Origin of the sequence: Clostridium zeae, assembly GCF_017312485.1 — a bacterium.
Classification (GTDB): Bacteria; Bacillota; Clostridia; order Clostridiales; family Clostridiaceae; genus Clostridium_AR; species Clostridium_AR zeae.
Genome location: NZ_BMBA01000002.1, coordinates 1195198 through 1219831 on the forward strand (window position 1 = coordinate 1195198; position 24634 = coordinate 1219831).

Genomic DNA, 24634 nt, shown 5'->3' on the forward strand with positions numbered 1-24634 from the left:
TATGGCCTCAATTTAAACTGAACTTAAATAGAATTTAAACGGAATGTAAATAAAAAACTCACTGAAGCGACCTTCTTCAGTGAGTTTTTTTGCGCATCTGCCTTTCCGAATGTATATGAGGAAACTTACAGGCGACATAAATTTTATTTTTTACTGTTTACCCTAAATAGCTGTTTTAAGCTCTTGAAATTACTAGGTTTAGCTAGCAAAAAATTTTATACTTCTCTTAACAGTAAAAAGTAAAACCACCTTCTGCTAATTCAGAATGTGGTTTTAAACATGTTATAAGGTTCAAACTTCAATTATTAATTTATACATACTAGAATTAATAGTTATACGATTCAAGTACAAATTATATTTTATAGAAGAAACCTATAGCTTCTATTTAGGTAACAAAATAGTGAATTCTGTGCCTTTTCCAATTTCACTTACAAGAGATATCTTTCCCTCATGCAAATCAATAATTTTCTTTACTATTGAAAGTCCAAGTCCGTTGCCACCTAAAGAACGGTCACGTGATTTATCTACTTTATAAAACCGTTCAAAAACTCGCAGCTGGTCTTGTGGTGAAATACCTATACCTGTATCAGAAATCCTACATTCAATTCCGTTTTCATCACTTGATAATTTAACACCTATATTTCCGTTCTCTGGTGTGAATTTAATAGCATTATTAAGCAAGTTTATAAATACCTGACTTAATAAATCCTCATCTCCCCATATTGTGATTTCCTCAAGAGAAACATCAAGTGTTATATTTTTCGCCGACCACTGTGGTTCTAGCATGAGTAGGATACTTTCAATTTGCTTGTTAATTTGATACTTTTTTAAGTTTAAATTATTATCATCTGATTCCAATCTAGATAATCTTAATAGATTTTCGCTTAGTTTTGATAATCGTTTGCTTTCGGTTTCTATTATATTGGCATAGTGTGCTACCTTTTCTTCACTTAAGTTTCCCTTTTTTAAAAGAGAAGCAAACCCTGAGATAGAGGTTAATGGTGACTGTATTTCATGGGATACGTCTGATATAAAATCCTGACGCAGTTTTTCCAAAGATCCAAGCTCCTTTGCCATTCTGTTCACCTTATCTGCTACCTCATTAAAAGGGTCTAATTCATTTGTTTTCACAAGCACATTGAAATCACCAGAAGACATCTTGTTCATGGCTTCAATAGCTCCACTTAATATAGGAAAATGTGAAAGATCAAATCTTTTATGTTTATTAGCGAAATGTTTGTGCAAATAGTACCATACTCTCCAGATCAGAAAATATATCAAAGCAGAAGTTAAACTTTGAACAATAAGCATTATATATGAAGGAATATTTTGTGATTGACCGAAAATAACTATGTAAATATAATGACCACTAATAAGACCGAATAATGTTGTAAGAAAGATCAGTATTAACGAAATAAAAGACCAGTTTCCTCTCACTTCTCTTCCTCCAATCTGTACCCAAGTCCCCTAATAGTAGTAATCTTAAACTTATAAAGCTCACAAGGAAATCTCTCTCTAAGTCGATTTATATGAACGTCAAGGGTTCTCTCGTTTCCATCAAAATCAAGACCCCAAATCTCTTCTATGAGCCTATCACGAGAAAGCGTTTTGCCAAGATAACTTCCAAGCATAAACAAAAGTTCAAATTCTTTCATTGGTATATCACACTTTTCATCGTTGTTAATCACAGTATAACTACTTTTATCCATAACTAAACTTCCAATACTAATGGTCTGTGAGGTAGCTACTTTATACCGTCTCAGAAGTGCTTTTATTCTAACAAGTAACTCATCAATCTCGAAGGGTTTTGTTAAATAATCATCTGCACCAAGTTCAAACCCTTTTACCTTTTGGGAAAGTTCGCTTTTTGCAGTAAGCATTAAAATTGGCATATCTTCATAATATCTACGTACTTGTTTACAAAATTCATAGCCATCCATTTGTGGCATCATAATATCAAGTACACAAAGATCTACCTTGTCTTCGCCAAGTTTTTGTAATGCATCTCTTCCGTTTACTGCCTCAGATACAGAAAATCCTTCATTTTTCAATACTGTGCATATAAGCTCTCTGATATAACCATCATCATCTATAACTAAAATTTTATTCAAATCTATCACCGTCCTACTGTAAGTATACCTCATGAATTTAAATACAATATAAACTTAATTTAGTTTTTCATCTTTTTGTTTATAATAAAATAAAATGCCCGCGAAAATCTGGCTTTTTAGGTTACAGCTATAACCTAATTCACATTGACGAGGCAGAATAATATTAGGAAACCTATTGCTATTTTCTACAACTTTATTTCTCTGTATTCCCAAATATTGTCCTAAAAGAGGCGAAGTTATTTCCACTACAATTAAGCCAAAGATAATTGCAACAGAATTAGGTATCAAAAGAATTGCTAAACCAACTGCAAAACTCAAAGAAGAAATTTTAAGAATAAATTTAATACCAAATTTTTCAATTATAAAGTATAATATAATTACTTAATCATTGCGCAATCGTTTGCCTTGATTGTAAAAAAGTTTAAATCTTTACTTTATTTAAAGTAGAGATTACTTATAGTAACATTTTTTTAAATTTTTATGTTTTAAAGGGGATTATAATATGAACAAGCATGCAGTATACCACAGAGCAAAAAGCAATTATGCCTTTGCAATTAATGAAAATACTTTAGCCATTAGACTTAGAACAGCCAGTAAAGATATTGATGAAGTTAAGCTTCACTATGGAGATTACTGGGAAGAAGTTGACGGCAGATGGGTTTGGAGAAAAGAAAAAGTAAATTTAAAAATTGAATTCGAAACAGATTTATTTACTTATTGGAGAGTAGATATTAATCCAAAAGACTATACCCTAAAGTATGGCTTTGAACTAATAAAAGGACAAGATCGACTAATGTATATAGAGAGAGGATTTTTTGATGTTGATGATAAATCCATTGAAAACGATATAAATAGTTATTTTAGTTTTGCATATATTAACAGCATAGATATCTTCAAATCGCCTTCCTGGGCAGAAGATACTATTTGGTATCAGATTTTTCCAGATAGATTTTGTAATGGAGATAAGAGTAATGATCCGGAAAATGTGCATCATTGGGAAGAAAAGATATTAGGAACTCATGAATTCTATGGTGGAGATTTAAGAGGTATAATCGAAAAATTGGATTATCTAAAGGATTTAGGGATTACAGGATTATATTTAACACCTATATTTAAATCCCCTTCAAGCCATAAATATGATACTACAGATTATTTTGAAATTGATCCTCACTTTGGAACTAAAGAAGAACTTAGGGCTTTAGTTAAAGAAGCTCACTCAAGAAATATAAGAATTATGTTAGATGCTGTTTTCAATCATATTGGAGTTACTTCTAAACAATTTAAGGATGTTATTGAAAAGGGAGAAAAATCAATATACTATAATTGGTTTTATATTCAAAAATGGCCTGTAACTGATAATGAAGGTAAATTAATAGGTGAAAATTATAGGAACTTCAGTACAGATATGCCTAAGTTAAATACCGAAAATGAAGAAGTAATTCAGTACTTACTTAAGATATCTAAGTATTGGATTGAAGAATTTGATATTGATGCATGGAGATTAGACGCTGCTAATGAAGTTGACCATGAGTTTTGGAGGAAATTTAGACATGCTGTAAAAGCTTGTGGAAAAGATATTTATATATTAGGAGAAACCTGGTTTGACTCTCATATTTGGTTACAGGGAGATCAATTTGATGCAACTACGAATTATCCACAAACAAAGCCAATTTTAGAATGGGCAGCCTGCAGAAGCATTAATGCTATTGATTTTCAAAGAATGTATGTGGAGGCGATGCTAAGATACAGTGATAATGTAAACAAGACTATGTTTAACTTATTAGATAGCCATGATACACCAAGAATATTTACTTTGGCAAAGGAAAATAAAAATTTATTAGAAATTTGTTATGTACTTTTATATACACTACCAGGATCACCTTGTATTTTCTATGGCTCCGAATACGCAATTGCAGGAGAAAATGACCCATATTGCAGATTACCAATGCCATGGGAAAAAGAAAAACCAGAGATTTTTGAAAAACTAAAACATATCATAAAATTAAGAAAACAATATAAAGCTTTAAGTGGAACTACTGAATTTATAATGGTAGAAGAAGAAGAAGTTATAATAAAAAAAGTAAGAGATGAAGAAGAGTTATATTTAATAATCAATCTATCTAATTCAGAGAAAAACTATGACCTATCTTCTAATTTAATAAAAACTGCAGCTGTAAACTTAATGGATGGGAAAGATATTAATGTAGCTAATATCACTGTAAATTCAGAAGGTTTTGTGCTTATCAAATAATAAAATACTAAACCCTAGACAGAAATGTCTAGGGTTCTATATAGTTAAAGGTATACTCAAATCCAACCTTTTATAATTTCATATTTAAACTATCATAATTACTAAAGAAAAAGTTAAGAGCTTTTAAAATCTCCTCTACTCCGCCCTCAATATCACTTTCAATATTTAATGCAAGAAGAGGTTCATGCAAGGATAATCTTAATAAAAACCAACCTTCCTCTTTAGTACAATTTATTTTTATTCCTTCATAATTTTGAGGTTCAATATTCCAGCCTTCAAACTTATGCGACAATTCTTTTAAATTATCAATCACTGATTGACCATAAACCTTAAAGTCATCATCATCTATTTTTATTCTAATTTCCTTACTTTCTTTAGGATGCTTTAAATTCTTTATTAAATAATCAATGTCTTTTCCTTCTTTTTTTAGTTTAGACATTTCTATAAGGATTTTTACTATAAGGTAAGCACCATCATCTAAAAAGTAATTTTCTTTTAAGGCTGCATGACCTGATGTTTCTATTGCTAAAGGGCATTCAATGCCTTCATCATTTAACCTTTTAGCTTCATTTATAACGTTTTTATATCCTCGTTTAAATCTATGATGAATTCCACCTAAATTAGTTATGAAATCAGTTAGACCTGTTGAAGTTATGGAATCAGTAACTATAGTTACCCCATTTTCTTCATTAATTATTATTGAAGATATTAAAGCTATTAGAGCATTTTTATTTATTTCTTCCCCAGATTTTGATACTATAGCAGCTCTATCCACATCTGTGTCAAAAATTATCCCAAGATCTGCTTTACACTTTAAAACTGCATTCCTTATAGACTCCATGGCTTCTTTATTTTCTGGATTAGGGATATGATTTGGAAAATTGCCATCAGGATTTAAAAACTGACTTCCTTCTATATCAGCTCCAAGATTCTTTAATACCTTGGTTGCAAAAAAACCTCCTGCTCCATTTCCTGCATCAACTATAATTTTAGCTCCTGTTAATGGTTTTTCTGATCCTACAGCTTCTCTCACTTTATCAACAAGTACTTTTGAGTAGTCATCAACTAAACTAAACTTTTTCACCTGACCACTTAAATTTTTTGATGAGCTTTCATTATTTATAGAAAAATCTATTATTTTCTCAATATCTTCTTTCTCACATCCACCGGCTGAAGTAAAAAACTTAAGACCATTATAGTAATAAGGAAGGTGACTTGCTGTGATCATAATTGCTCCATCACATTTGTAATCTTCTAATCTAGTTGTCATAAACATTGATGGTGTTGTGGTCATCCCGCAATCAAATACTATTACTCCTTCTTTAATTAAAGCGTCAGTTAGAGCATCTTTTAAAATAGTGCCAGATAATCTTGAGTCCATTCCTAGAGCTATTTTTAAGTTACTTTTGTTATCACCAATACTTTTTAGCCACTTAAAGAAGCCGCTACCTATTAAAGCTACAATCTCAGGAGTTAAGTTTGCTTTATGCTCTTTAGTTTCTATAGCTATTCCTCTAATATCAGTACCGTTTACTAACTTTTTTAATGATATACTCAAATCTTCCTTAATGCAGGAAAAACTTGTAGCCATTGATATGCCTCCTTTTTAAGATTATTTTAGTTCTTTAGCCGCTTTAACAATAGCTTCTGGTGTAAGTCCATAGTGTTCTAGTAGTAAATCTGGGGTTCCTGACTGTCCAAATACATCTTTAAGTCCTATTCTCTTAAGTTTAGCTGGATATTCTTCTGATAATACTTCTGCTACCGCTGAACCTAATCCTCCTATTATACTATGTTCTTCTGCTGTAATTACCTTACCTATGTTTTTAGCTAAACTTACTATAAGCTCTGTATCAAGCGGCTTTATGCTAGCTATATTTACAACTGTTGCTTCTATATTTTCCTTGCTTAAAGTCTCTGCTGCTTCTAATGCTTTTGCTACCATTATTCCTGTAGCTATTATTAGTATGTCATTTCCTTCTCTTAATACTTCACCTTTTCCTATTTTAAATTCATAGCTTTCATTATGAATTACTGGTGTTGCTGCTCTTCCAAATCTTATATATACAGGTCCTTGGTATTCAACTGCTGCATATACTGCTTTTTTTGCTTCTACTGCATCTGACGGATTTAATACCACCATATTTGGTATACTTCTCATTAAAGATATATCTTCTATAGCTTGATGGCTTCCTCCATCTTCCCCCACTGTTATACCTGCATGAGTTACAGCTATCTTCACATTTAATTTTGGATATGCCACTGAGTTTCTTATCTGCTCAAAGGCTCTTCCTGCTGCAAACATAGCAAAAGTTGTTGCAAATGGTATTTTTCCACAAGTAGCGAGTCCCGCTGCTGTTCCTATCATGTCAGCTTCAGCTATTCCCATATCTAAGAATCTTTCTGGTGCTACCTTCTTAAATTCTATACTTTTAGTTGCTTTTGCAAGGTCTGCATCCAATACTACTATTTTCTCGTTTGATTCTAATTCCTTTAATGCTTCTCCATAAGCTTCTCTTGTTGCTATATTCATTATTTTTCTCCTCCTTTTAACTCACTTAAAGCTTGCACCTTTTGCTCTTCATTTGGTGCTGTTCCATGCCAGGAGGCTTGATTTTCCATGAAGGAAACTCCTTTTCCCTTTACTGTCTTAGCTATTATTGCTGTTGGTTTTCCTTTAACTTCTTTAGCTTTAACTAGAGCTGTTTTTATTTCTTCTAAGTTGTGTCCATCTATAACTAGCACATTCCATCCAAAGGCTTCAAACTTCTTATCTACTGGACTTACATTCATAACTTCTTCATTTGATCCATCTATTTGTAGTCCATTAAAATCTACAAAGGCTACTAGATTATCTAAGTTGTAATGAGCTGTACTCATAGCAGCTTCCCATATTTGACCTTCTTGTAGTTCTCCATCACCTATTATTGTATATACTCTATAGTCTTTTTTATCTAGCTTTCCTGCGAGTGCCATTCCATTTGCTGCCGATAAACCTTGACCAAGAGACCCTGTAGACATATCTACTCCTGGAGTTTTCTTCATATCTGGATGACCCTGCAATATAGATCCAATTTTTCTAAGAGATTTAAGCTCTTCTTTTTTAAAGTATCCTCTTTCAGCTAAAGCTGCATAAAGTCCTGGTGCTGCATGTCCTTTTGATAATACAAATCTATCTCTATCTTCCCACTTAGGTTCTTCCACCTTTATGTTCATCTCTTCAAAATATAATACTGTTAGTATATCTGCTATTGACAGTGACCCACCTGGATGTCCTGATTTTGCTTCTGCTAGCATTTCAACTATATCTATTCTTATAGCTTTTGCTATATCTTTTAGTTTTTCTGTATTCAACTTCTATTCCTCCTATATTTTCAAGGAGCTGTAACTCAAAGAATAAAACCACAATATCTTGTATTAAAGATGTACCACTTCAATCCGAAATCTATTTTTTAAACTCTCACGGTTTTTGGTTAGAGAATTTAAAAATAATAAGTTTCAATATGAAGTGGTACATCCATATAGATTTCAAAATTCTAAAAAACATATTGTGATATAATTTCTTAATGTGACAACCCCTTAACTTTAATTATTTTTCAGTAGAATCTTTAAACTCATCTATGATTTCACGAATTTTTTTTGCGTTTTTCGCTATATCTTCTGAGCTTCCGTTGGTTAATAAACCTCCGAATCCACAAACATCTACTTTGTTTTCCAACCATACGTGCAAGTTATCAAGAGTAATTCCACCACTAGCTAGAATTGGCATATCAGGAATTGGTGTCTTGAATACCTTCACTAGCTTTGGCCCATAGAAATCTGAGATTGGGAAAGCCTTAATAAATGCAGCACCTAAACTTAATCCCTCTACAGCTTCAGTTAATGATGTACATCCTGGTGCATAAGGTATCTGATATCTATTACATACTTTTGCTACATCTTCATTATAAGTTGGTGCAATAATGAACTGTGCTCCATGTAAAATAGCATGACGAGCGGTTTCACTATCCAAAACTGTACCTGCTCCAACACAAAGTTCTTCTCCGTACTTTTCGCTAAGTCCCTCGATAATTCTTCCTGCATTATTTAAGGTGTAACTCATTTCCATAACCGGTATACCACCTTTAATACAGCCTTCAGCTATTTCGCATGCACGCTGAAGTGTTTTTACTCTTACTATTGCTAGAGCTCCAACATCTACCATTCTTTTTGTTATATTCATTTTTTTCATATCATTCACCTCAATATTCCTTATTACATTATTAGATTCTCATTAAAGTTTTTATATATAGATAAACCAGTTCCGAATAGAATCTTTATTTGGATAAATTCTAATTTGAAGTAGTTTATCTATAAATTTCTTAACTCAACTATTAATTTATGCATGTCCGAAAAGTCCCTTAAACAGCGATCTTCGAACAAGTACAAATTAAGTTTTCAAACAGGAAATCCTTAGTATAAACCACTATTAAATGTAGCTTTATAAGCTTCAACTACACGCTTGATTTCTTCAAGCTTTTCACCGGTAGGTTGTGTTGCTGGAAGACGTGCAGGTCCAACATTTATGCCATTTAACGTAACAGTCTGTTTGATAACAGATGGTATAGTTCCAAACTTAAGAATACGGCGAAGTTCTTCAATGCTATCTTGTGCTTTTTGAGCTGCTTCCAAATCACCCTTAATAAAATTGTTATATATAGCTACATCTATTTCTGCTAGAAAATTTGCTGTTGCTGCAACTGCACCTTGTCCACCAACCTTAAGAATATCAAGAATAAGTGAATCGGAACCTGAGAATACGCCGAAATCTTCTCCTTTAGTTACTTCAAGATAAGCTTTCATGTTTTCCAGCTTTCCACCACTGTCCTTAATACCAATAATGTTCTTAACTTTAGCTAATTCACGCACTGATTCCGGTTCAATATTTATACCAGTTTTCCCTGGCATGTTATACATCAGAATCGGTAGCTTAACTGATGATGCAACTGCTTTATAGTGTGCAACTAATTCCTGTTGTGTTGGAGCCACAAAATATGGTGTTATAACCGATAGCGCACTTGCACCAATCTCTTCCATTCTTTTTGATAAATTTATAACTTCACGAGTAGAATTACCACCTGTTCCTACAAAAACAGGCACTCTATTATTTGTATGTTCAATAACAATTTTTGCAAATTCTACTTTTTCATCATCTGTTAGAACATGACATTCGCCATTTGTTCCTAAAATAAATAATCCATAAACACCTTTGCCGATTAGGTAGTCAATCAATTCACGGGTTGCTTGAGGATTGATATCTTGATTTTCATCAAGAGGCGTGATCATCGCACATATAATACCTTTATATTCCATAAAATTATTTCCCTTCTCTAATAGATTTTCCTAGACTTCCACCTGGATGCCATTTTAGATATTGCTGTGCATCAAGCCCTTTAGCATGTTGTAATGCAATACTCAATGACTGTAAGGCTATTGTTTCTGCAATGATTGAAGCACGAGGTGCCTTATTAAGAGAATCCCCTTCTTCTCTAATTCCTGCGAAGATGAAGGTATCTGAAACATCTTTTAGCCATGAATTAGGATTGCCACTGACTCCAATAATTTTAGCTTTATTAGCTTTTAAGGTCTCAACAGTTGATTTTAGTTCTTGGGTTTCACCACTATTTGATATAGCTATGACCACATCGCCAGGGACCACTTGGCCACTTGATCCATGCACAGCTTCTGTTCCATGCAATATATATGCTGGTGTTCCAGTGGATGAAAGTAATGAAGAAATGTATCCTGATACATGACCTGGCTTACCGATACCAGTAACATGTACGCGTCCATAATTTTTTTCTGCTTCAAGAATAAGATCACGAGCCTTATTAATAGCAGCTTCATCAATTGAAGCTATAAATGTTGATATTTCATTAGCCAATATATCTAAAAATTCAGGTACTGTATTTCCAACCATGATTTGTCCTCCTTAAAATTATGGAGCTGTAACATAAAGAGTAAAAACTACAATGTTTTATATTAGATTTCTAAATTCTAAAAAAAACATATTGTGTTTAGATTTCTCAATGCGACAGCCCCGTATTAATTAACTTAGATAGGTTTTATTAATTGTAAAATTCTATGCAACACATTACCAACTACGTTATAATCTATGTTAGGGAATGTAGCACCTTGTATACCAAGTGTTCCATAAACCGGATATAGTAAGGTTGGAAGGAATGCAAGTAATAATCCTGCAATGAATGATCCAAGAACTGCTCCTCTCCATCCACCTGATGAATTACCAAATACTGCTGCTGTACCACCTGAGAAGAAACAGATATGAGCAGCTGGTATAATTACTACAGGGAACACACTAGGCAATGCTACCATAACCACAATTGCTAGTAGACCTGCAGTATATGAACAGATAAATCCTAAAATAACTGCATTTGGTGCATAAGGGAATACAGTTGGTACGTCTAACGCTGGACGTGATCCTGGAATATACTTTTCAGCTATAATAACGAACGCAGCTGTTATTTCAGCTAAGAACATACGAACACCTGTCATTAATACTGACATACCAGCAACAAATGTAAATGCTTGTACTATAGGGTAAACCAACCAGTGTTGTGTCCCAGAAAGTGTTTGAGTAAATGTTTGACCAGCTTTTAAAGTTGCAACATAGAATAAAATCAACATAATTATTGATAGACCCATTAAGAAGTCTTTAAAAACTGCTAACCATTTTGGAAATTCGATTGATTCTGTAGTTTCCTCTTTATATTTTGAGAATATACGACCAACATAACCAGATAAACCATAACCAATCATATTGAAGTGACCAATAGCCTGTTCATCTCCACCTGTCAACTGACGCATAAATGGTTGACAGAATTGAGGTAATGCTGCAGACATAAAGCCTAAAATTGTTCCAGCAGTAAGGATTGTGATCATGTCACTGAATCCGTGAGCCTTCATAATTAGTACTAATACACAAGAAAAGAATAAACTATGCCCTGTTGTAAAGAATATGTTCTTAAATCTAGTGATACGTGCAAAAACTAAGTTTAATATAAATCCTAAAATCAATGTACATGAAACCGCAAATCCAAATGTCTTTTGAGCAAGTGCTGTAGCAGCTTCAGGTGATGCTATAACTCCTGTGATACCAAAACCATATTGAAATAATTTATTAAAGTTTTGTAGTGATCCAGTCATAGCAGATGCACCGATACCAAATACTAAAAAGCCTATAAGGGTCTTTGAAGCACCAGTAAATACATCAGTAGCTGATTTTTTTTGCAGAATCAGCCCTATACATGCAACTACACCAAGTAAAACAGCCGGGGTACTTAATAAACTTATAATAAAATCCATCTATAATCTCTCCCTTATTTTATTAAATTTTATTTTTCTTTTGATGCAAGAAATTGTTCTAATGCTTTTTTAATCTCATTACGATCAATAATATTATGGATACCAATAACATCAAATTTTAAGTTTTTCTTTTTTAGTTCTTCAGCAACATCAACCAATGTTTCTACAGCATCTCCAGTAAATCCATTTAATGAATCTAATGAACCGTGCTCAACCTCTATTGGAAAATTATTTTCCTTTATTACTTGTTGGGTCTTTATCTTTAACATTAAACTTGAGCCAACCCCTGCTCTACATGCGATTAATAGTTTATACATAAATAACTCCTCCTTTTATGATTCATGTGATTTTATAAAATCTATAATTTCCTTAGGATCTTTAGCATTGTCTAAAGTCTTAAAAAACTCATCCATTTCAAATAATTCAACAAGCTCAGACATTGCACGCAAATGACTATTATTATCTATAGCACTTAAGCAAAATACATATTTTACAGGATCATTATCTTCATGTCCAAACTCAACAGGATTTTCTAAAGTAGCAATACCTATTGCGATTTCTTTTGTTCCTGCTTCTGGTCTTGCGTGTGGCAAGGCCACATGTTTTGTAATTACGATATAGGCTCCAGATTCTTTTGCAGTTTTAACCATAGCATCTACATATTCTTCTGTAGCTTTACCATTTTCAACTAGAACAGCTGCTGACTGTCTTATAGCCTCTTCATAATTTTTAGCTGAAACCTTTAGTTTTATTAGTGCTTCGTTAGTAATTTCACTTAACATAAGTCCTTCATCTCCCTTAGACGTAAAATTCTCTATTTGTGCAAAATAGGATAATAATTCATTTGAAAGTAAACTTTCTGAAGTTACTTTCGCATATTTTTTTACTATATCCATAACTTCATCTATTTTTGGTTGTCTTAAAAAAATATCACCCAACTGAATGTACACTTCACGTGTAAGCTTATATTTTTCCTTTTGGGTCATAACAGGACTAACTTTAATTACTGGTACATCTATTTCTAACCCCTCTGCCTTATAATTAGTAGTAAACACAATATCTACAGGTTCACCGAACTCTTTTAGCTTAGAGGATTCTAATGGTGGTAAAAAGTTTAGTTCTGGAAATAAATTTGTGAGCTCTGCATATAATATAGCTGAGCTACCGACCCCATTTGAACAAACTATTAATGCTGTTCTTTTTCTAAGAATATTAAATTTCTTTCTGCTAGAGAAAATAGCCGCAAAATGCATTGTTAGATACGCTAATTCCTCTTCCTGAATTTCTTCTCCAAATAGGCCGCAGAATTCTTTCATTGCATTGCTTACAATTCTATATAATAGTCCATATTCTTCTTTTACCCTTTTACAAAGTGGATTGTATATAGGTAGTTTAAATAAAAGTCTGTAATAAGCTGGTCTAAAATGAGAATATAGTTGCTTGAATATTTTTTCATGACTTATATAATTAACTCCACTTAAATACTCAAACTTTATCATCATTTTGTTCACAATTTCTGTGATTACTTCCCTGTCTCTTGTACCTTCTTCAAAGTTTCCTACGGATATACCTAAAATCCAAGCACTGATGTACATTATATCGTGAGGTTTTATCTTATCTTTGCTATCATATACTTCTAATAATTCTTCAGCAAATCCATATTCTTTCATAGATGTTAAAGCTGAAATATTAGGAATATCTATATTTTCTGAAGTAATGATTTTATTTGATAGCATTCTGGCTTTTAGAAAAATGAATATATAGATAAATTCAACCAATCTATTCTCAACAAAAGTAATTTTATGTTTTTTTACAAGCTTTGATATAATATCTTTAGCTTCTTCATAACTATCTAATTTGTACTCTTTAATAAAAATGTCAAATACTCTTGAACCGTCCTCATTAGATAGTGTCTCTATGATACTTTTAATAAGTATCCTTCTAATCTCCATCTCAGATCCGACTAAATAATAGCCGTTTGTACGATTATTTTTAACTTTTATCCCTTTTTTCTCCAGATCAGGTATAAAATCTTTAAAATCAAGAATTACAGTAGATCTACTTATCTTTAGGGAATCTATAAAATGATTAATCGATATATCTTCTAGGTTTATAAAAAGCATCAAATACATATATAAAAGTCGTTCTGTTTTACTAAAGTAGTAAGTATTTTTAGAATAGTTCTTTATTAGGATTTCTTTAATTGCATCCTTTGTTTCCTTTTGAACAATTATATCTTTATTGGCCATTAAAGTTATTAGTGGAACCTTTTTAACTTTAAACAGGTCATTAATTTTATTTAGTCTGTATGTAACTTGTCTTTTTGTAGAATTTGTTTCTTCTTGCAAAACTTTTGTAGTTATCAGTGTACTATTTAGTAAAATCTGAAGAATTGATACGATTTCTTTATCCATTTATATTAATCCTCGCTTTCTTATTAAGATTAATTATAATCTCGTCTTTGGATTGTTATTTTTCATCGCCTCCTCAACATCATTCTATTTTAATTGTATATCGTTTTCAATTCAATTTAGGTTCAACTTTTGTCCGCTAGTTAGACAAAAATTAAATAGAACTAGCAAAACTGTGTAAATTGCTAGGTTCTATGGCATCTATCCAATCGTTATCGAACAGTATAAGCTCCTTTTTTATATCTTTATTCATCTCTTTATTTATACCTAAGAGACAATACTTTGCCTGTTTGCCTCTGAATCATTTATAGATAAACCAGCTCCAAATAAAGATTTCGATAGTTCTACGAATCTTTATTTGGATAGATTTCAATATGAAGTAGTTTATCTATAAACTATCCCTTCAAGCTAATATCTCCAAAATTGTTTTGATTTATAATTTTATAGAATTTAAATTAAGAATGGGTATCCTCAAATGCTTATAGAAATGGGAAAAGCATATATACTAAATGATTAAAGATATATTACAACACAATTATATTTTGAACAAATTAAAACCCACGAAAATCCATTTTTAGATTTCCGTGGGTCTTCTAGTGAAAGTAAGTTGTAGCGCTACTACCATGCTTCTGATAATAACTATCTACATACACATCTCAAAGATTTAATAAAACTGTATATAAAAGTTTAACACAATAAAATAGGTATATTTAAAAGAATTCTTGGAGTAAATTTTCTAAATATCGCCATAACATCAAACAAAACCTCTACAAGTTTTATATTTTCCATTAATAGTTATTTCATTTCTTCAACTGCAGTATTACCAGCAATTCTTCCAAAGGTAAATATATCAGTTAATGCATTACCTCCTAGACGGTTACCTGCATGGATACCTCCAGCAACTTCTCCAGCAGCATAAAGATTTTTAATTGGTTTATCATTTTCGTCTAATACGTGGGCTTTAGTGTCTATCTTAAGTCCACCCATTGTATGATGAATTGCTGGCTTTCTAGGAGTAGCATAAAACGGTGCTTTCTCAACTTTTAAGCTAAATGTATCCTTATGGAATTCTGGATCAAAGCCTGCATCAACATATGAATTATATTTATTAATAGTGTCTATAAGAGTTGCAGGATCCATACCAACTTTTACTGCTAGCTCTTCTAGAGTATCTGCTCTAAATAGAGTGCCAGCTTCTACCTGACGATCTATCTTTTCTTGGCTTGTATTAGCTGCAGTTTTCTTTATTTCATCATCAGCTATAAGGTAGAATAACCCACCTTGTCCAATAGCAGCTTTTGTTAAAACATCTCTTCCAGAGAATTCATTAATAAATCTTTTTCCTTCTTTATTAACTATTACAAAGTTTTCAGGAGGCACTTGAAGTCCACTAAATAATTCACCAGTTTCAGGATCGGACACAGGCATCATTTGGGTAAAGCCCATTCCTGTAAGTGCTGCTCCAACTGATTTACCAAGTAATATTCCATCACCAGTCATAGCGTAGGAATTAGTAGTTTTTATATCATCAGCAATTTCACTCCAGTAAGTGTTATATTCTTTTAGCATCTTTGTGTTTGCACCAAAACCACCACTTGCAAGCACTACTGCTTTTGCATGAACAGTTATCTTTTGGCCATTAACACCTGTTGCTATAACTCCTTTTATTTCACCATCTTCTATGATAAATTCTTTTACAGGGCTATCAGTAATGATTTTTCCTGAGTTATCTTGTACATATTTTGTTAGTGCAAGTATAAATGATGAACCATGACTTTTAGTAGGCTTATGACCACGACGCCAAAGTGCACCAACAGGAGCAAATACTATACTCTTATCATACTCAACCCCTATTTCCTCTAGCCATTTAACACTTTCTAAACCTCTGTCTGTAAGTATCTTTACCAGGTCATATTGTCCGTATATTGTGTTGCCATTAAGGTCAGTTCTTTTACCACCAAAATATGTTTGCATTCTGTGAAGTAGTGGAGAGTCAAATAGATGTCCCTTTTGTGTACCAAACTTTTCCTGGTAAGCAGAAAACTCTTTTCTAAGTGCACGGAAATCCTCTATATATTCTGGATGAATTGAGCTCTCATCTGTATCTAGTAGTGCTTCAATAGTATGTCTTTCTCCTGGATTTTCTTCAAACTGTATCTGCCACTCTGGATCTGCAGCATTGACAGGACCACCTGAACGTATGGTATTTCCACCTACTGCTGGATATTTCTCAAGAACAATAGCACTTGAACCGTTTTGCAACGCTGTTGCAGCTGCACTTAGTCCAGCGCCGCCTCCGCCTACAACTACTACATCACAAGTATATTCTTCGTCTTCTTTGATTAAGCTGCTAGCAGGCTTTGGACGTCTCTTAAGTATGTCAGGATTAACTCCTGCAAGTTTAACTGCTTTTGCTACACCGTCTATTACAGCATTACTAGTTTCTGAAGCACCGGAAAGAGCATCAACATTTAATGTCTGTCCTTCGATTATTTTATCTGGTATTCTTACAAAAACTACATCTGCAAGCCCTTCTGTCTCGCCCTCTGTATTTATATCTATACTTTCTATTCTGTTCTCACTAAAAGATACTTTCATTGGAAGACTTCCGCTGTGCCCTATTGCACTTACCTCATATACTCCTGGTTTGAAGGTAAACTCTTCTTCTTCGTTTAGCTGATTTGAAATCTTTGCAAAACGCATAAAACGTAGGAAGCATATTTCTAGGAAATCTATGGTTCTTTCATTGTTTAGATTACCTTGTTCATCAAATGCTTTATTTGCACTTCCAAGTAAAAACTCATATCCTGGCATTACATTGGCATCAACACCTGGTGCATCTAGGATTTGACGAAGATGTAGCTGTGCACGAGAAGACCCTTGAGTATCAAGAGAAGCACCAAGGATCATTACTGGTTTGCCAGCAAGTGGATGAAGATCAAAGCTTAGCCATTCAATTAAGCTTTTAAGACTAGATGGTATTGAGTGATTATACTCTGGAGTAGCTATAATAACACCATCACTTGCTATAATCTTATCATTGAACATCTGTATCACTTCACTTGAGGACTGATTATCAGATTGATTAAACATAGGAACATCTGTAATCTCAAGTATCTCTATTTCTGCCTTTGACTCGAAGTATTTTTTCATAAACTGAAGGAGTTTACGATTATATGATCTTTTTGCACTAGTTCCAACAATTGCTATAAATTTCATTGTTATTAATCCTCCTACTCTTGCCAAGTGAATTTTTTAACTTTTTTATTTAAAACTTTTTCTGCTAAAAGTTTTGATGTAATATCTGTAAATAGAAGAAACTCTCTGAAAATTTCATCTAGCTCTGATAGCTTGTCCGAATAGATAAGATTTCCTTCGCTATCAAATGCACCTTGTGATTTTCCTAAAAGGAATTCACTGCTTGGCATGATTCTGGCAGCAAGCTCAGGCGAATCAAGTATTTGTCTAAGATGTGCTTGTGCACGAGAAGAACCAAGTGTACCATGGGAAGCTCCTACAATTAAAACAGGCTTGTCAGTAAGTGCTTGACTAGTGTAACTAATCCATTCAAGAGCACTCTTTAAAACCGCAGGTATTGCATGATCATACTCTGGAGTTGCTATTATTACTCCATCTGCTTTAAGAATTTTATCAGATAACTCTGCTACCTTTTCAGGAATATCAGAATCCTCTGGTTCATTAAAGGCAGGTAAAGCCTTAATTTCATATAGTTCTATCTCTGCCCCATTGGAAAAATGCTTTTGCATAAATTGAAGCAGCATACGATTAGTTGACACGTCTGAGTTAGTACCTACAATTGCTAAATATTTCATAGTAATCTCCTCTCTCAATTTCAAAACTTCATAATTTCATTAATTATTTGATATAATTTTAACATGTTGAATATATTATATCTAATAGTTATTTATTGAAGTTTGATAACATATTTGTTATAATCAAACACAATAAAAAATAAGTTATTTGTTTCACAAAAGGATGAATTAAATGTCAAAATACTATTCTCAAGATATTTTGTATTATATTGATGCCATTTTAAAGTACAGTAATTATGGCAAGGCTGCCAAATCACTTTATATTTCTCAACCTTACTTGACACAGGTTATTAAAAGGGTAGAAAGTCAGTTAGGCTGTGAGCTTATCAATCGTAGCGATCTTCCATATCGATTAACCGAGCAGGGAAAGATATATTATCAGTATTTAACTTCAATAGAAAATAATTACGCTAAGCTGCTTAGAGAAATATCAGCTGTGTCAGATATAGATAGCAAGGTTATCAAGATAGGAGTGCTTCCTAGCCTTGGAACCTACCTTTTACCTCTTTTTTTACCAAAATTTCTGAATATGCATCCAAACTGTAGAATAGAGCTTTCAGAGGCTTTACCAGAAAAAAATGAAAAACTAACTCAGAATGGTGAATTAGATTTTTGGCTTGGACAAAATTCAAGAAATATTTCTCCCAACTTAAACTCCATTACTTGGGGCAGGCACAGATACCGTGCTGTTATTCCTCGCTGCTGTGATCTATATCAGAAAGACGTCGCCATTATTCCAGAAGGAACTATAGACATAAATAAGCTATTGTGTCAAAAACTTATACTAACTTCCAAAGGTTCTGCTATAAGAAAGCAGATAGATCAGTTATTAAGCCTTTATAAGGTGGAACCCAACATCATAATGGAAAGCACCGAAATCTATACTATACGTAATCTTGCAACCAGTAATTTGGGACTGACCTTTATACCAGAAAGCATCTATGTAAAGGAATGCCCATCTGAATACAATATATATGAAGTTCCAATTGATGAGCTTAGTTTAGATTATTTTATAGCATACCACAGCGATAAAAAACTAACTGCCGTTGATAAAGACCTTATAGAAGCATTTCTGGTTCCTGGTGAAAATAATTTCAATATAGGAGATCAAAATGAATGAGTATAAGAAAATAATATATCTTATGGGAACAAAAATCTCTATATATGTAAAAGCAGATGCTGCTGAAAAGCTTGCAGAAAAGGCTGAGGATATGCTGATTCATTATGAAGAAACCTTTAGTGCCAACAGTGATACCTCGCAGCTTGCGATGCTAAAAAAAGCAGCTGCATTGGCTCCACAAAAAGTAGATGAGGAACTGTATGAGCTGATAAAAATAGGAAAAGAACATAGTCTATGTGAGAATACATATTTAAATATAGCAATAGGTCCATTAATAAAATTATGGAAAATAGGTTTTAAGGATGCACATGTACCAGAGAAAGAAGCTATAGTAAAGGTACTGGAACTTTTAAAGCCTGAAAATATACAACTAAATGATGAAAAAAAGACCGTGTATTTCTTGAAAAAAGGCATTGAGATAGACCTTGGAGCCATAGCCAAGGGCTATTTTGCTGATAAAGTTATGGAATTATTTAAGAAAAATGGGGCCGTTTCAGCCATGGTGGATATGGGAGGTAATGTTCTAGTTTTTGGTGAATCACCGTCAATCGGCGGTGACTGGAATGTGGGAATACAAAATCCGTTTCTACCAAGGGGAAATGCGGTGGCACTTGTGAAAATAAAAGATCAATCCGTTGTAACCTCAGGAATATATGAGAGAATGTTTGAAAAGGATGGCAGTAAATACCACCATATATTTGACAGCAAAACAGGCTATCCAATAGAAAATAATATAGCGTCTTTAACTATTATTGCTGATAAATCCCTAGACTGCGATATATATACTACAAAATTGTTTGGATTAGATGCTGCTTCAATTATTCGTAGAGTTAATAGCATTAAGGGGATGGGTGCTGTTGTAATAACTGTGGATGGAAAACTAGCCTATACAGATAATCTTATAGGAAGAATATATCCATTAACAATGTAATGTTCCAAGGAATAAGGTCGTATTCATTGTTGTCCCAGAAAATTATAAGTGAGTGTCGCAAAATGATTAATTTTTAATCAGGAGCGATGCTCCTTTTCGGTTAAAAGAAAAAAATCTCCACAAGATTGAAATATAAAATCAATTTAGTAGTTATATATTAACACACAATTTTAATTCTGGCATTAACCATATAGTTATTAATAAAATACAAATTCTGTATTTCTTAAATTTCATTTTTGAATCGAAATATTCCTATTAATAATTTTTAGATTTATCAAATTTGGTAATACTATTACTATACAAATTTCAATACACAATACTTTCGGAGGTACTTATGCTTACAAATGAAGAAAAAGCTTATATAGCTGGAATAATTGATGGTGAAGGCAGCATTATGCTAACCAGCTTTCACAGCAATGAACTTCATTCCCCTTGTGTTTCCATAGCTTCTACAACCTTAGAACTTCTACAATGGATTAAAGACAAAACAAATACCGGAGTAATTAAAAGAAAGAAAAATTATAATACTGAAAGACATAAAGATTGTTTTTCATATACATTGAGATACAATGATGCCATAAACTTTCTAGAAATGATATCCCCTTACCTTGTTATTGAAAGTAAAAAACGTAGAGCTTTAATGATTATAAATGAATATAAAAGCTTAACACCCAGAAATGGCAGGTATTCTGAAGAACTCTTAGAAAAGAAAAGAAAGTTTTATGAAAGGTTTATTGCACTTAAATAGGGAACCCCTATACATTTCTGTCTAGGGGGTTATATGGTGGAGGCAAACCGTGACCTTTGAAATCCACTAAATTTAATATATTTTCTAATAACACTTTACTGGATTTTTAAATAATTATTATAAGATATTTCTTCATAATAACGACGCTTCTTATTTAAAACCTGACTATACAATTTCAGTATAAATTATATATATTTACTATTATTATCTTCCATTAACTGCAATAATCTATTAATTAACTATACTTTTCCTTAATATTATTTTATTCTAAGAATAAATTTGAAAAATAACATTATAAAGAAAGCTTTGCTACATCATGTTTTTCTTATAACTAACTTTATGATGAGCATATATAAATTGTAAATGTGATCGAAGATGACTATAGTAAGAATTTATAAATAAAATCGTATTTTTAGAAAGTATTTAATTTCTAATAACTTATATAGAAAGCCTTCAAAGAAAGGGTTTAATACTCAACACTCTCTATAGCCTATATATTAAATATTACATCATATTTCTTTTCATTCGTAACATATCAATAGCTTGTCCAAATTTAGCATAAGCTTCTGGTTTATCTTTCAATGTACGTTGCAAACCTATCATATTCATCAATAAATAGTCTAATCTATGTATTTCTCCTTCTAAACCAAGAGTTTTATAAAAATTTTTAACTGTTTCATTAGAACTTAATTCTTCAGAAATTATTATGTAATACTGTTCATCTCGCTTGAATGTGTCTTTAATTTCTTCTGTATCTGGATAGATAAATTTTCTATCATTTTCAGGTAACCGAAAAGCGTTCTTTCGGTGATTACACGAATGGCAAGCTAATACAAGATTTTCAATAAATCCTGCATCAGCTTTTTTATTAAAAGACTTTTCATTGATAAAATGATCTATTTCAAACATTTCTTTTGGCAATATATCAATAGATGCTCCACAGTAAGAACATTTACAATTGTATGCTTTCATAAACTCTATTTTATATGGGCCTTCATTTACCTTAATGTATGCATGCATATCTTTCGCTCTAGGATAAACACTTTTTATTTTATCCACTACACATTGTTTTTTTGCTCTCAGATCTTCAACTAGTGGACAATATTTAGTTACTCTATAATCATCAATCATTTATTTTCTCCTGTACTTCTTTAAATGCATTAATTAGATTATTAATATCAGTTTTAGTGAGTTCATCGTATATCCCAACCCCATTAAGTGAGTTTATTATTTTCTCCTTTAAAGTATCTTCCCAGCTTGTATTAACCTCTAATTTTTCTGCAAGTCGTCTATATACTAAAATGTTTTCTATTGCTTTTTCTATGTATGGTGGCAATTGTTCAGCATAATATACTGAAGCCGTCTTACCACAATTAGGATCATATTTTGATATTGTTTGAACACGAGAATCTGCATCATTCTGAGTAATTACAATTACTTCGATAAAAGGATAATACTTTTTCAGTATAATTTTAAACTCTTCTCCTGAAAATTTTCCAGAAGCAATTGTTCGGTTTTGAAACAGCCTCGAATCAATAAAAATAATATTTGCCGACTGCACCTTAGGATTTCGTATCAAACTTTCATATCCATCATCAGGATTAAATTTGATCTCTAAATACTCTATTTCATATTTAGGGTTAGAATATTCTGTATCAAGATAACGCTCCAACCCAGGGTCGGGCGAATCGTCAATATATAATATATTAAATTTCTCCATCACATTTTACCTCCCACAGAAAACTCTATAGAAAAACCATTTTCGCCATTTATTCTAATGATCTCTCCACCAGACATCACTATAGTATTATTAACAATCCACATTCCGAGACCATGCCCATCTTTACGTGTAGTTTCATGAACTTCTAGGATTTTTCTAGGATTTGAATTATATTTTTTATCAAGTCCCTTTCCATTATCAAAATATACAAAATAAATTAAACCATTCTCTTCTCTAGCAATTATACTTATATTAATGTGATCCATATTTTCATTCTGTTGGATACTATTTAATATTAAATTATCAAATATAACACGCAAAATATCCTCTGACATTAAAAAGCAAACGTCTTCCTCCAATTGTAATGTGATTGACACCCAAGCATAATCTCTCTCCCATATATTTTTAGTTTTGTTAAGAAGATCCGTAATGCTTTGCCATGTAGCCTCAAATTGTTTTTTTTCCATTTCTGACAGCATTGTATTCATAAATGCTACTATTTTAGCACTCACTTCACTATTAGATTTAATCAAATGAGGGACATTTTTATATGCTTTTTCCGTTTTATCAGGTGCTAAGAGCTCATCCCACATATCGTATTCTTGAAGCGCACGAATAATATTTTCACTATTAGCTGCAATTGAATTTCGATCATTTCGCATTTCATGTGCAATAGATGATGCCTTAAGACCAGTAGTTGCAAGGACATTAAGAATTCTAACATCATACTTATAGCGTTCTTCAACATTCGCTTTCTCGCGCTTATATTCATAGCTTTCTTTTCTGTAGCTTTTAATTTCCACTGCCAACTGTTTTGCCTCAATAGAAGTAAGTTTAGATACAGTTGCTGGATTAGAAACAACTTTATCTGATACTGGAGTAGGGTTGTTATCAGGCTCTACATTATTTTTTACATCAATTAGTCTAACAATAGCTTGACGATACCGTTCAAATTCTTTGAGCCCAGTTAAGATTATTTCAACAAATAATTGGTAATAAATATTTTCATTTAATCCTTGTCTATTTGATAAATCTTGCAGAACAACATTTGTTTTTTTATCAATTTCAACTTTACCAGCTAACTGATTTTCACGAACTCTCCATGCACCAGTTGGGTGAGATGCCGCCGCCGGGGATTTTCTAGAGCGTTTTCCTAATCCGAGCCAGTCTTTTTTCCCTTCATAAGCTGAAATACTGAAAGCATTACGGTACAAAATTATTCCTCCTTTAAGAGGTTCGGGTAAACTTGAGTACTTATATAAAAACTTTTCCATTTCAATTGAGGTTGAATTTATATTAAAATACATTTCTGCCGAAAAATTACCGAGTTTTTTCAATTTTTCCTCGAGTTCTTCCATTGATAAATCTAATTCTTTCGAGGCCTTGAATTCATCAATCATATCTGTTTCAGCCCTAAATTTGTTAATATCAATTTGGGGACAATATCTTTTAGCTTTATCAAGAAACTCATCTGATTGTACTATAGTGGTAAGTACACATTTGTCACTATTAAACTTAAGCTGTATATTGCTTAAACAGTTTTTACCCAATTGAGGCATAGGAAAGTATCTTTCTATAACTTTTGTAAAACCTGGATGCGAAATTTCTATTTTCATTAAACTATCATTATATGTTTTAGAAATAAAATCTGCAAGATTCTCCACTCTCTTCTTACTCCATTTTTCTCTCAAATTACCTATACTAATTTTGGTTCCACATTCATTTAAAGATTCATCTTCACTTAAAAGCGAACTGTTCCAATCGGTACTCCAAACAACCCCCACTGACCCAAATTTTTTTGAACAAATTTCAATATTTCTCCCCAATCTTGATAGTGCAAAACGACCTATACCTTTGGAACCAGCCAATACCCTTACATTATTATTTTCATCTATAACCTCATACTCTTTACTACTTTTGCCTACATGCATCCAGTGACGTTTTATATCATCTACATTCATTCCAATACCATCATCAGTAATAATAAACTGGTTACCTTCAAAGCATAGAGTAATAAATGTTGCTTTAGCATCGTAAGAATTTTTGACTAACTCAAGAACAGCCGATTCATCGTTAGTAAAGTTTTGAACACCAAGAAGCTCTGCTATAGTACTATCTTCAATGATATATTTTAATTGTTCCAA

20 protein-coding genes are annotated in these 24634 nt (G+C 32.4%); 4 read left to right on the forward strand and 16 right to left on the reverse strand.

The annotated features are described in order from the left end of the window. Window positions 1-381 precede the first annotated feature (381 nt). Window positions 382-1437 carry a sensor histidine kinase gene (locus tag J3477_RS14560; RefSeq protein ID WP_206870666.1) on the reverse strand — a complete coding sequence of 352 codons (1056 nt, stop codon included), beginning with the start codon at window positions 1435-1437 and terminating at the stop codon, window positions 382-384. After that, window positions 1434-2111, reverse strand: coding sequence for a response regulator transcription factor (locus tag J3477_RS14565; protein WP_206870667.1), 678 nt, complete (start codon window positions 2109-2111; stop codon window positions 1434-1436). Before J3477_RS14565 ends, J3477_RS14560 begins: the two co-directional genes overlap by 4 nt. Before the next feature lie 502 nt (window positions 2112-2613). On the opposite strand from J3477_RS14565, the gene J3477_RS14570 reads away from it, so the two are divergent. Next, the gene (locus J3477_RS14570; protein ID WP_206870668.1) at window positions 2614-4362 is read left to right on the forward strand and encodes a glycoside hydrolase family 13 protein; all 1749 of its coding nucleotides are present in this window, start codon (window positions 2614-2616) and stop codon (window positions 4360-4362) included. 70 nt (window positions 4363-4432) lie between these two features. Here J3477_RS14570 and J3477_RS14575 read toward each other — a convergent pair whose 3' ends face one another. The 11 genes from J3477_RS14575 to J3477_RS14625 all read right to left on the reverse strand — a co-directional run bounded on the left by J3477_RS14575 (window position 4433) and on the right by J3477_RS14625 (window position 17971). After that, a complete protein-coding gene (locus J3477_RS14575; protein WP_206870669.1) occupies window positions 4433-5953 on the reverse strand; it encodes a phosphohexomutase domain-containing protein in 1521 nt (506 codons plus the stop codon). Window positions 5954-5974: 21 nt separating this feature from the next. Next, window positions 5975-6895, reverse strand: coding sequence for a transketolase family protein (locus tag J3477_RS14580; RefSeq protein ID WP_206870670.1), 921 nt, complete (start codon window positions 6893-6895; stop codon window positions 5975-5977). Beyond that, window positions 6895-7716: a transketolase gene (locus J3477_RS14585; RefSeq protein WP_206870671.1), complete on the reverse strand. Its 822-nt coding sequence runs from the start codon at window positions 7714-7716 to the stop codon at window positions 6895-6897. The genes J3477_RS14580 and J3477_RS14585 overlap by 1 nt, the downstream gene beginning before the upstream one ends. A gap of 235 nt (window positions 7717-7951) precedes the next feature. Further along, window positions 7952-8593 (reverse strand): beta/alpha barrel domain-containing protein, encoded by a 642-nt coding sequence (locus J3477_RS14590; RefSeq protein ID WP_206870672.1) that lies wholly within the window; start codon window positions 8591-8593, stop codon window positions 7952-7954. Window positions 8594-8814: 221 nt separating this feature from the next. Beyond that, window positions 8815-9714, reverse strand: a complete 900-nt coding sequence (dapA, locus tag J3477_RS14595; protein WP_206870673.1) for a 4-hydroxy-tetrahydrodipicolinate synthase — start codon at window positions 9712-9714, stop codon at window positions 8815-8817. 4 nt (window positions 9715-9718) lie between these two features. Further along, window positions 9719-10321: an SIS domain-containing protein gene (locus J3477_RS14600; RefSeq protein ID WP_206870674.1), complete on the reverse strand. Its 603-nt coding sequence runs from the start codon at window positions 10319-10321 to the stop codon at window positions 9719-9721. A 134-nt stretch (window positions 10322-10455) separates the two neighbouring features. Next, window positions 10456-11727, reverse strand: coding sequence for a PTS ascorbate transporter subunit IIC (ulaA, locus tag J3477_RS14605; protein WP_206870675.1), 1272 nt, complete (start codon window positions 11725-11727; stop codon window positions 10456-10458). Window positions 11728-11756: 29 nt separating this feature from the next. Continuing rightward, window positions 11757-12044 (reverse strand): PTS sugar transporter subunit IIB, encoded by a 288-nt coding sequence (locus J3477_RS14610; protein WP_206870676.1) that lies wholly within the window; start codon window positions 12042-12044, stop codon window positions 11757-11759. A gap of 15 nt (window positions 12045-12059) precedes the next feature. Beyond that, a complete protein-coding gene (locus tag J3477_RS14615) occupies window positions 12060-14141 on the reverse strand; it encodes a BglG family transcription antiterminator (RefSeq protein WP_206870677.1) in 2082 nt (693 codons plus the stop codon). 792 nt (window positions 14142-14933) lie between these two features. Continuing rightward, complete coding sequence (locus J3477_RS14620; protein WP_206870678.1) at window positions 14934-17357, reverse strand: flavocytochrome c; 2424 nt, start codon at window positions 17355-17357, stop codon at window positions 14934-14936. 14 nt (window positions 17358-17371) lie between these two features. Further along, complete coding sequence (locus tag J3477_RS14625; RefSeq protein WP_206870679.1) at window positions 17372-17971, reverse strand: NADPH-dependent FMN reductase; 600 nt, start codon at window positions 17969-17971, stop codon at window positions 17372-17374. 172 nt (window positions 17972-18143) lie between these two features. Between J3477_RS14625 and J3477_RS14630 the strand changes: the two genes are divergently transcribed. The 3 genes from J3477_RS14630 to J3477_RS14640 all read left to right on the forward strand — a co-directional run bounded on the left by J3477_RS14630 (window position 18144) and on the right by J3477_RS14640 (window position 20770). Further along, on the forward strand, window positions 18144-19091 hold the full coding sequence (locus J3477_RS14630) for a LysR family transcriptional regulator (protein ID WP_206870680.1): 948 nt from the start codon (window positions 18144-18146) through the stop codon (window positions 19089-19091). Further along, a complete protein-coding gene (locus J3477_RS14635; RefSeq protein WP_206870681.1) occupies window positions 19084-20022 on the forward strand; it encodes an FAD:protein FMN transferase in 939 nt (312 codons plus the stop codon). The genes J3477_RS14630 and J3477_RS14635 overlap by 8 nt, the downstream gene beginning before the upstream one ends. A 334-nt stretch (window positions 20023-20356) precedes the next feature. Continuing rightward, complete coding sequence (locus J3477_RS14640) at window positions 20357-20770, forward strand: LAGLIDADG family homing endonuclease (protein ID WP_206870682.1); 414 nt, start codon at window positions 20357-20359, stop codon at window positions 20768-20770. 504 nt (window positions 20771-21274) lie between these two features. On the opposite strand, the gene J3477_RS14645 is transcribed toward J3477_RS14640, so the two are convergent. The 3 genes from J3477_RS14645 to J3477_RS14655 are packed head-to-tail and all read right to left on the reverse strand — an operon-like array spanning window position 21275 to window position 24634. Further along, a complete protein-coding gene (locus J3477_RS14645) occupies window positions 21275-21901 on the reverse strand; it encodes an HNH endonuclease (protein ID WP_206870683.1) in 627 nt (208 codons plus the stop codon). Beyond that, window positions 21894-22490, reverse strand: a complete 597-nt coding sequence (locus J3477_RS14650) for a hypothetical protein (RefSeq protein ID WP_206870684.1) — start codon at window positions 22488-22490, stop codon at window positions 21894-21896. Before J3477_RS14650 ends, J3477_RS14645 begins: the two co-directional genes overlap by 8 nt. Further along, window positions 22490-24634, reverse strand: coding sequence for an ATP-binding protein (locus tag J3477_RS14655; protein WP_206870685.1), 2145 nt, complete (start codon window positions 24632-24634; stop codon window positions 22490-22492). Before J3477_RS14655 ends, J3477_RS14650 begins: the two co-directional genes overlap by 1 nt.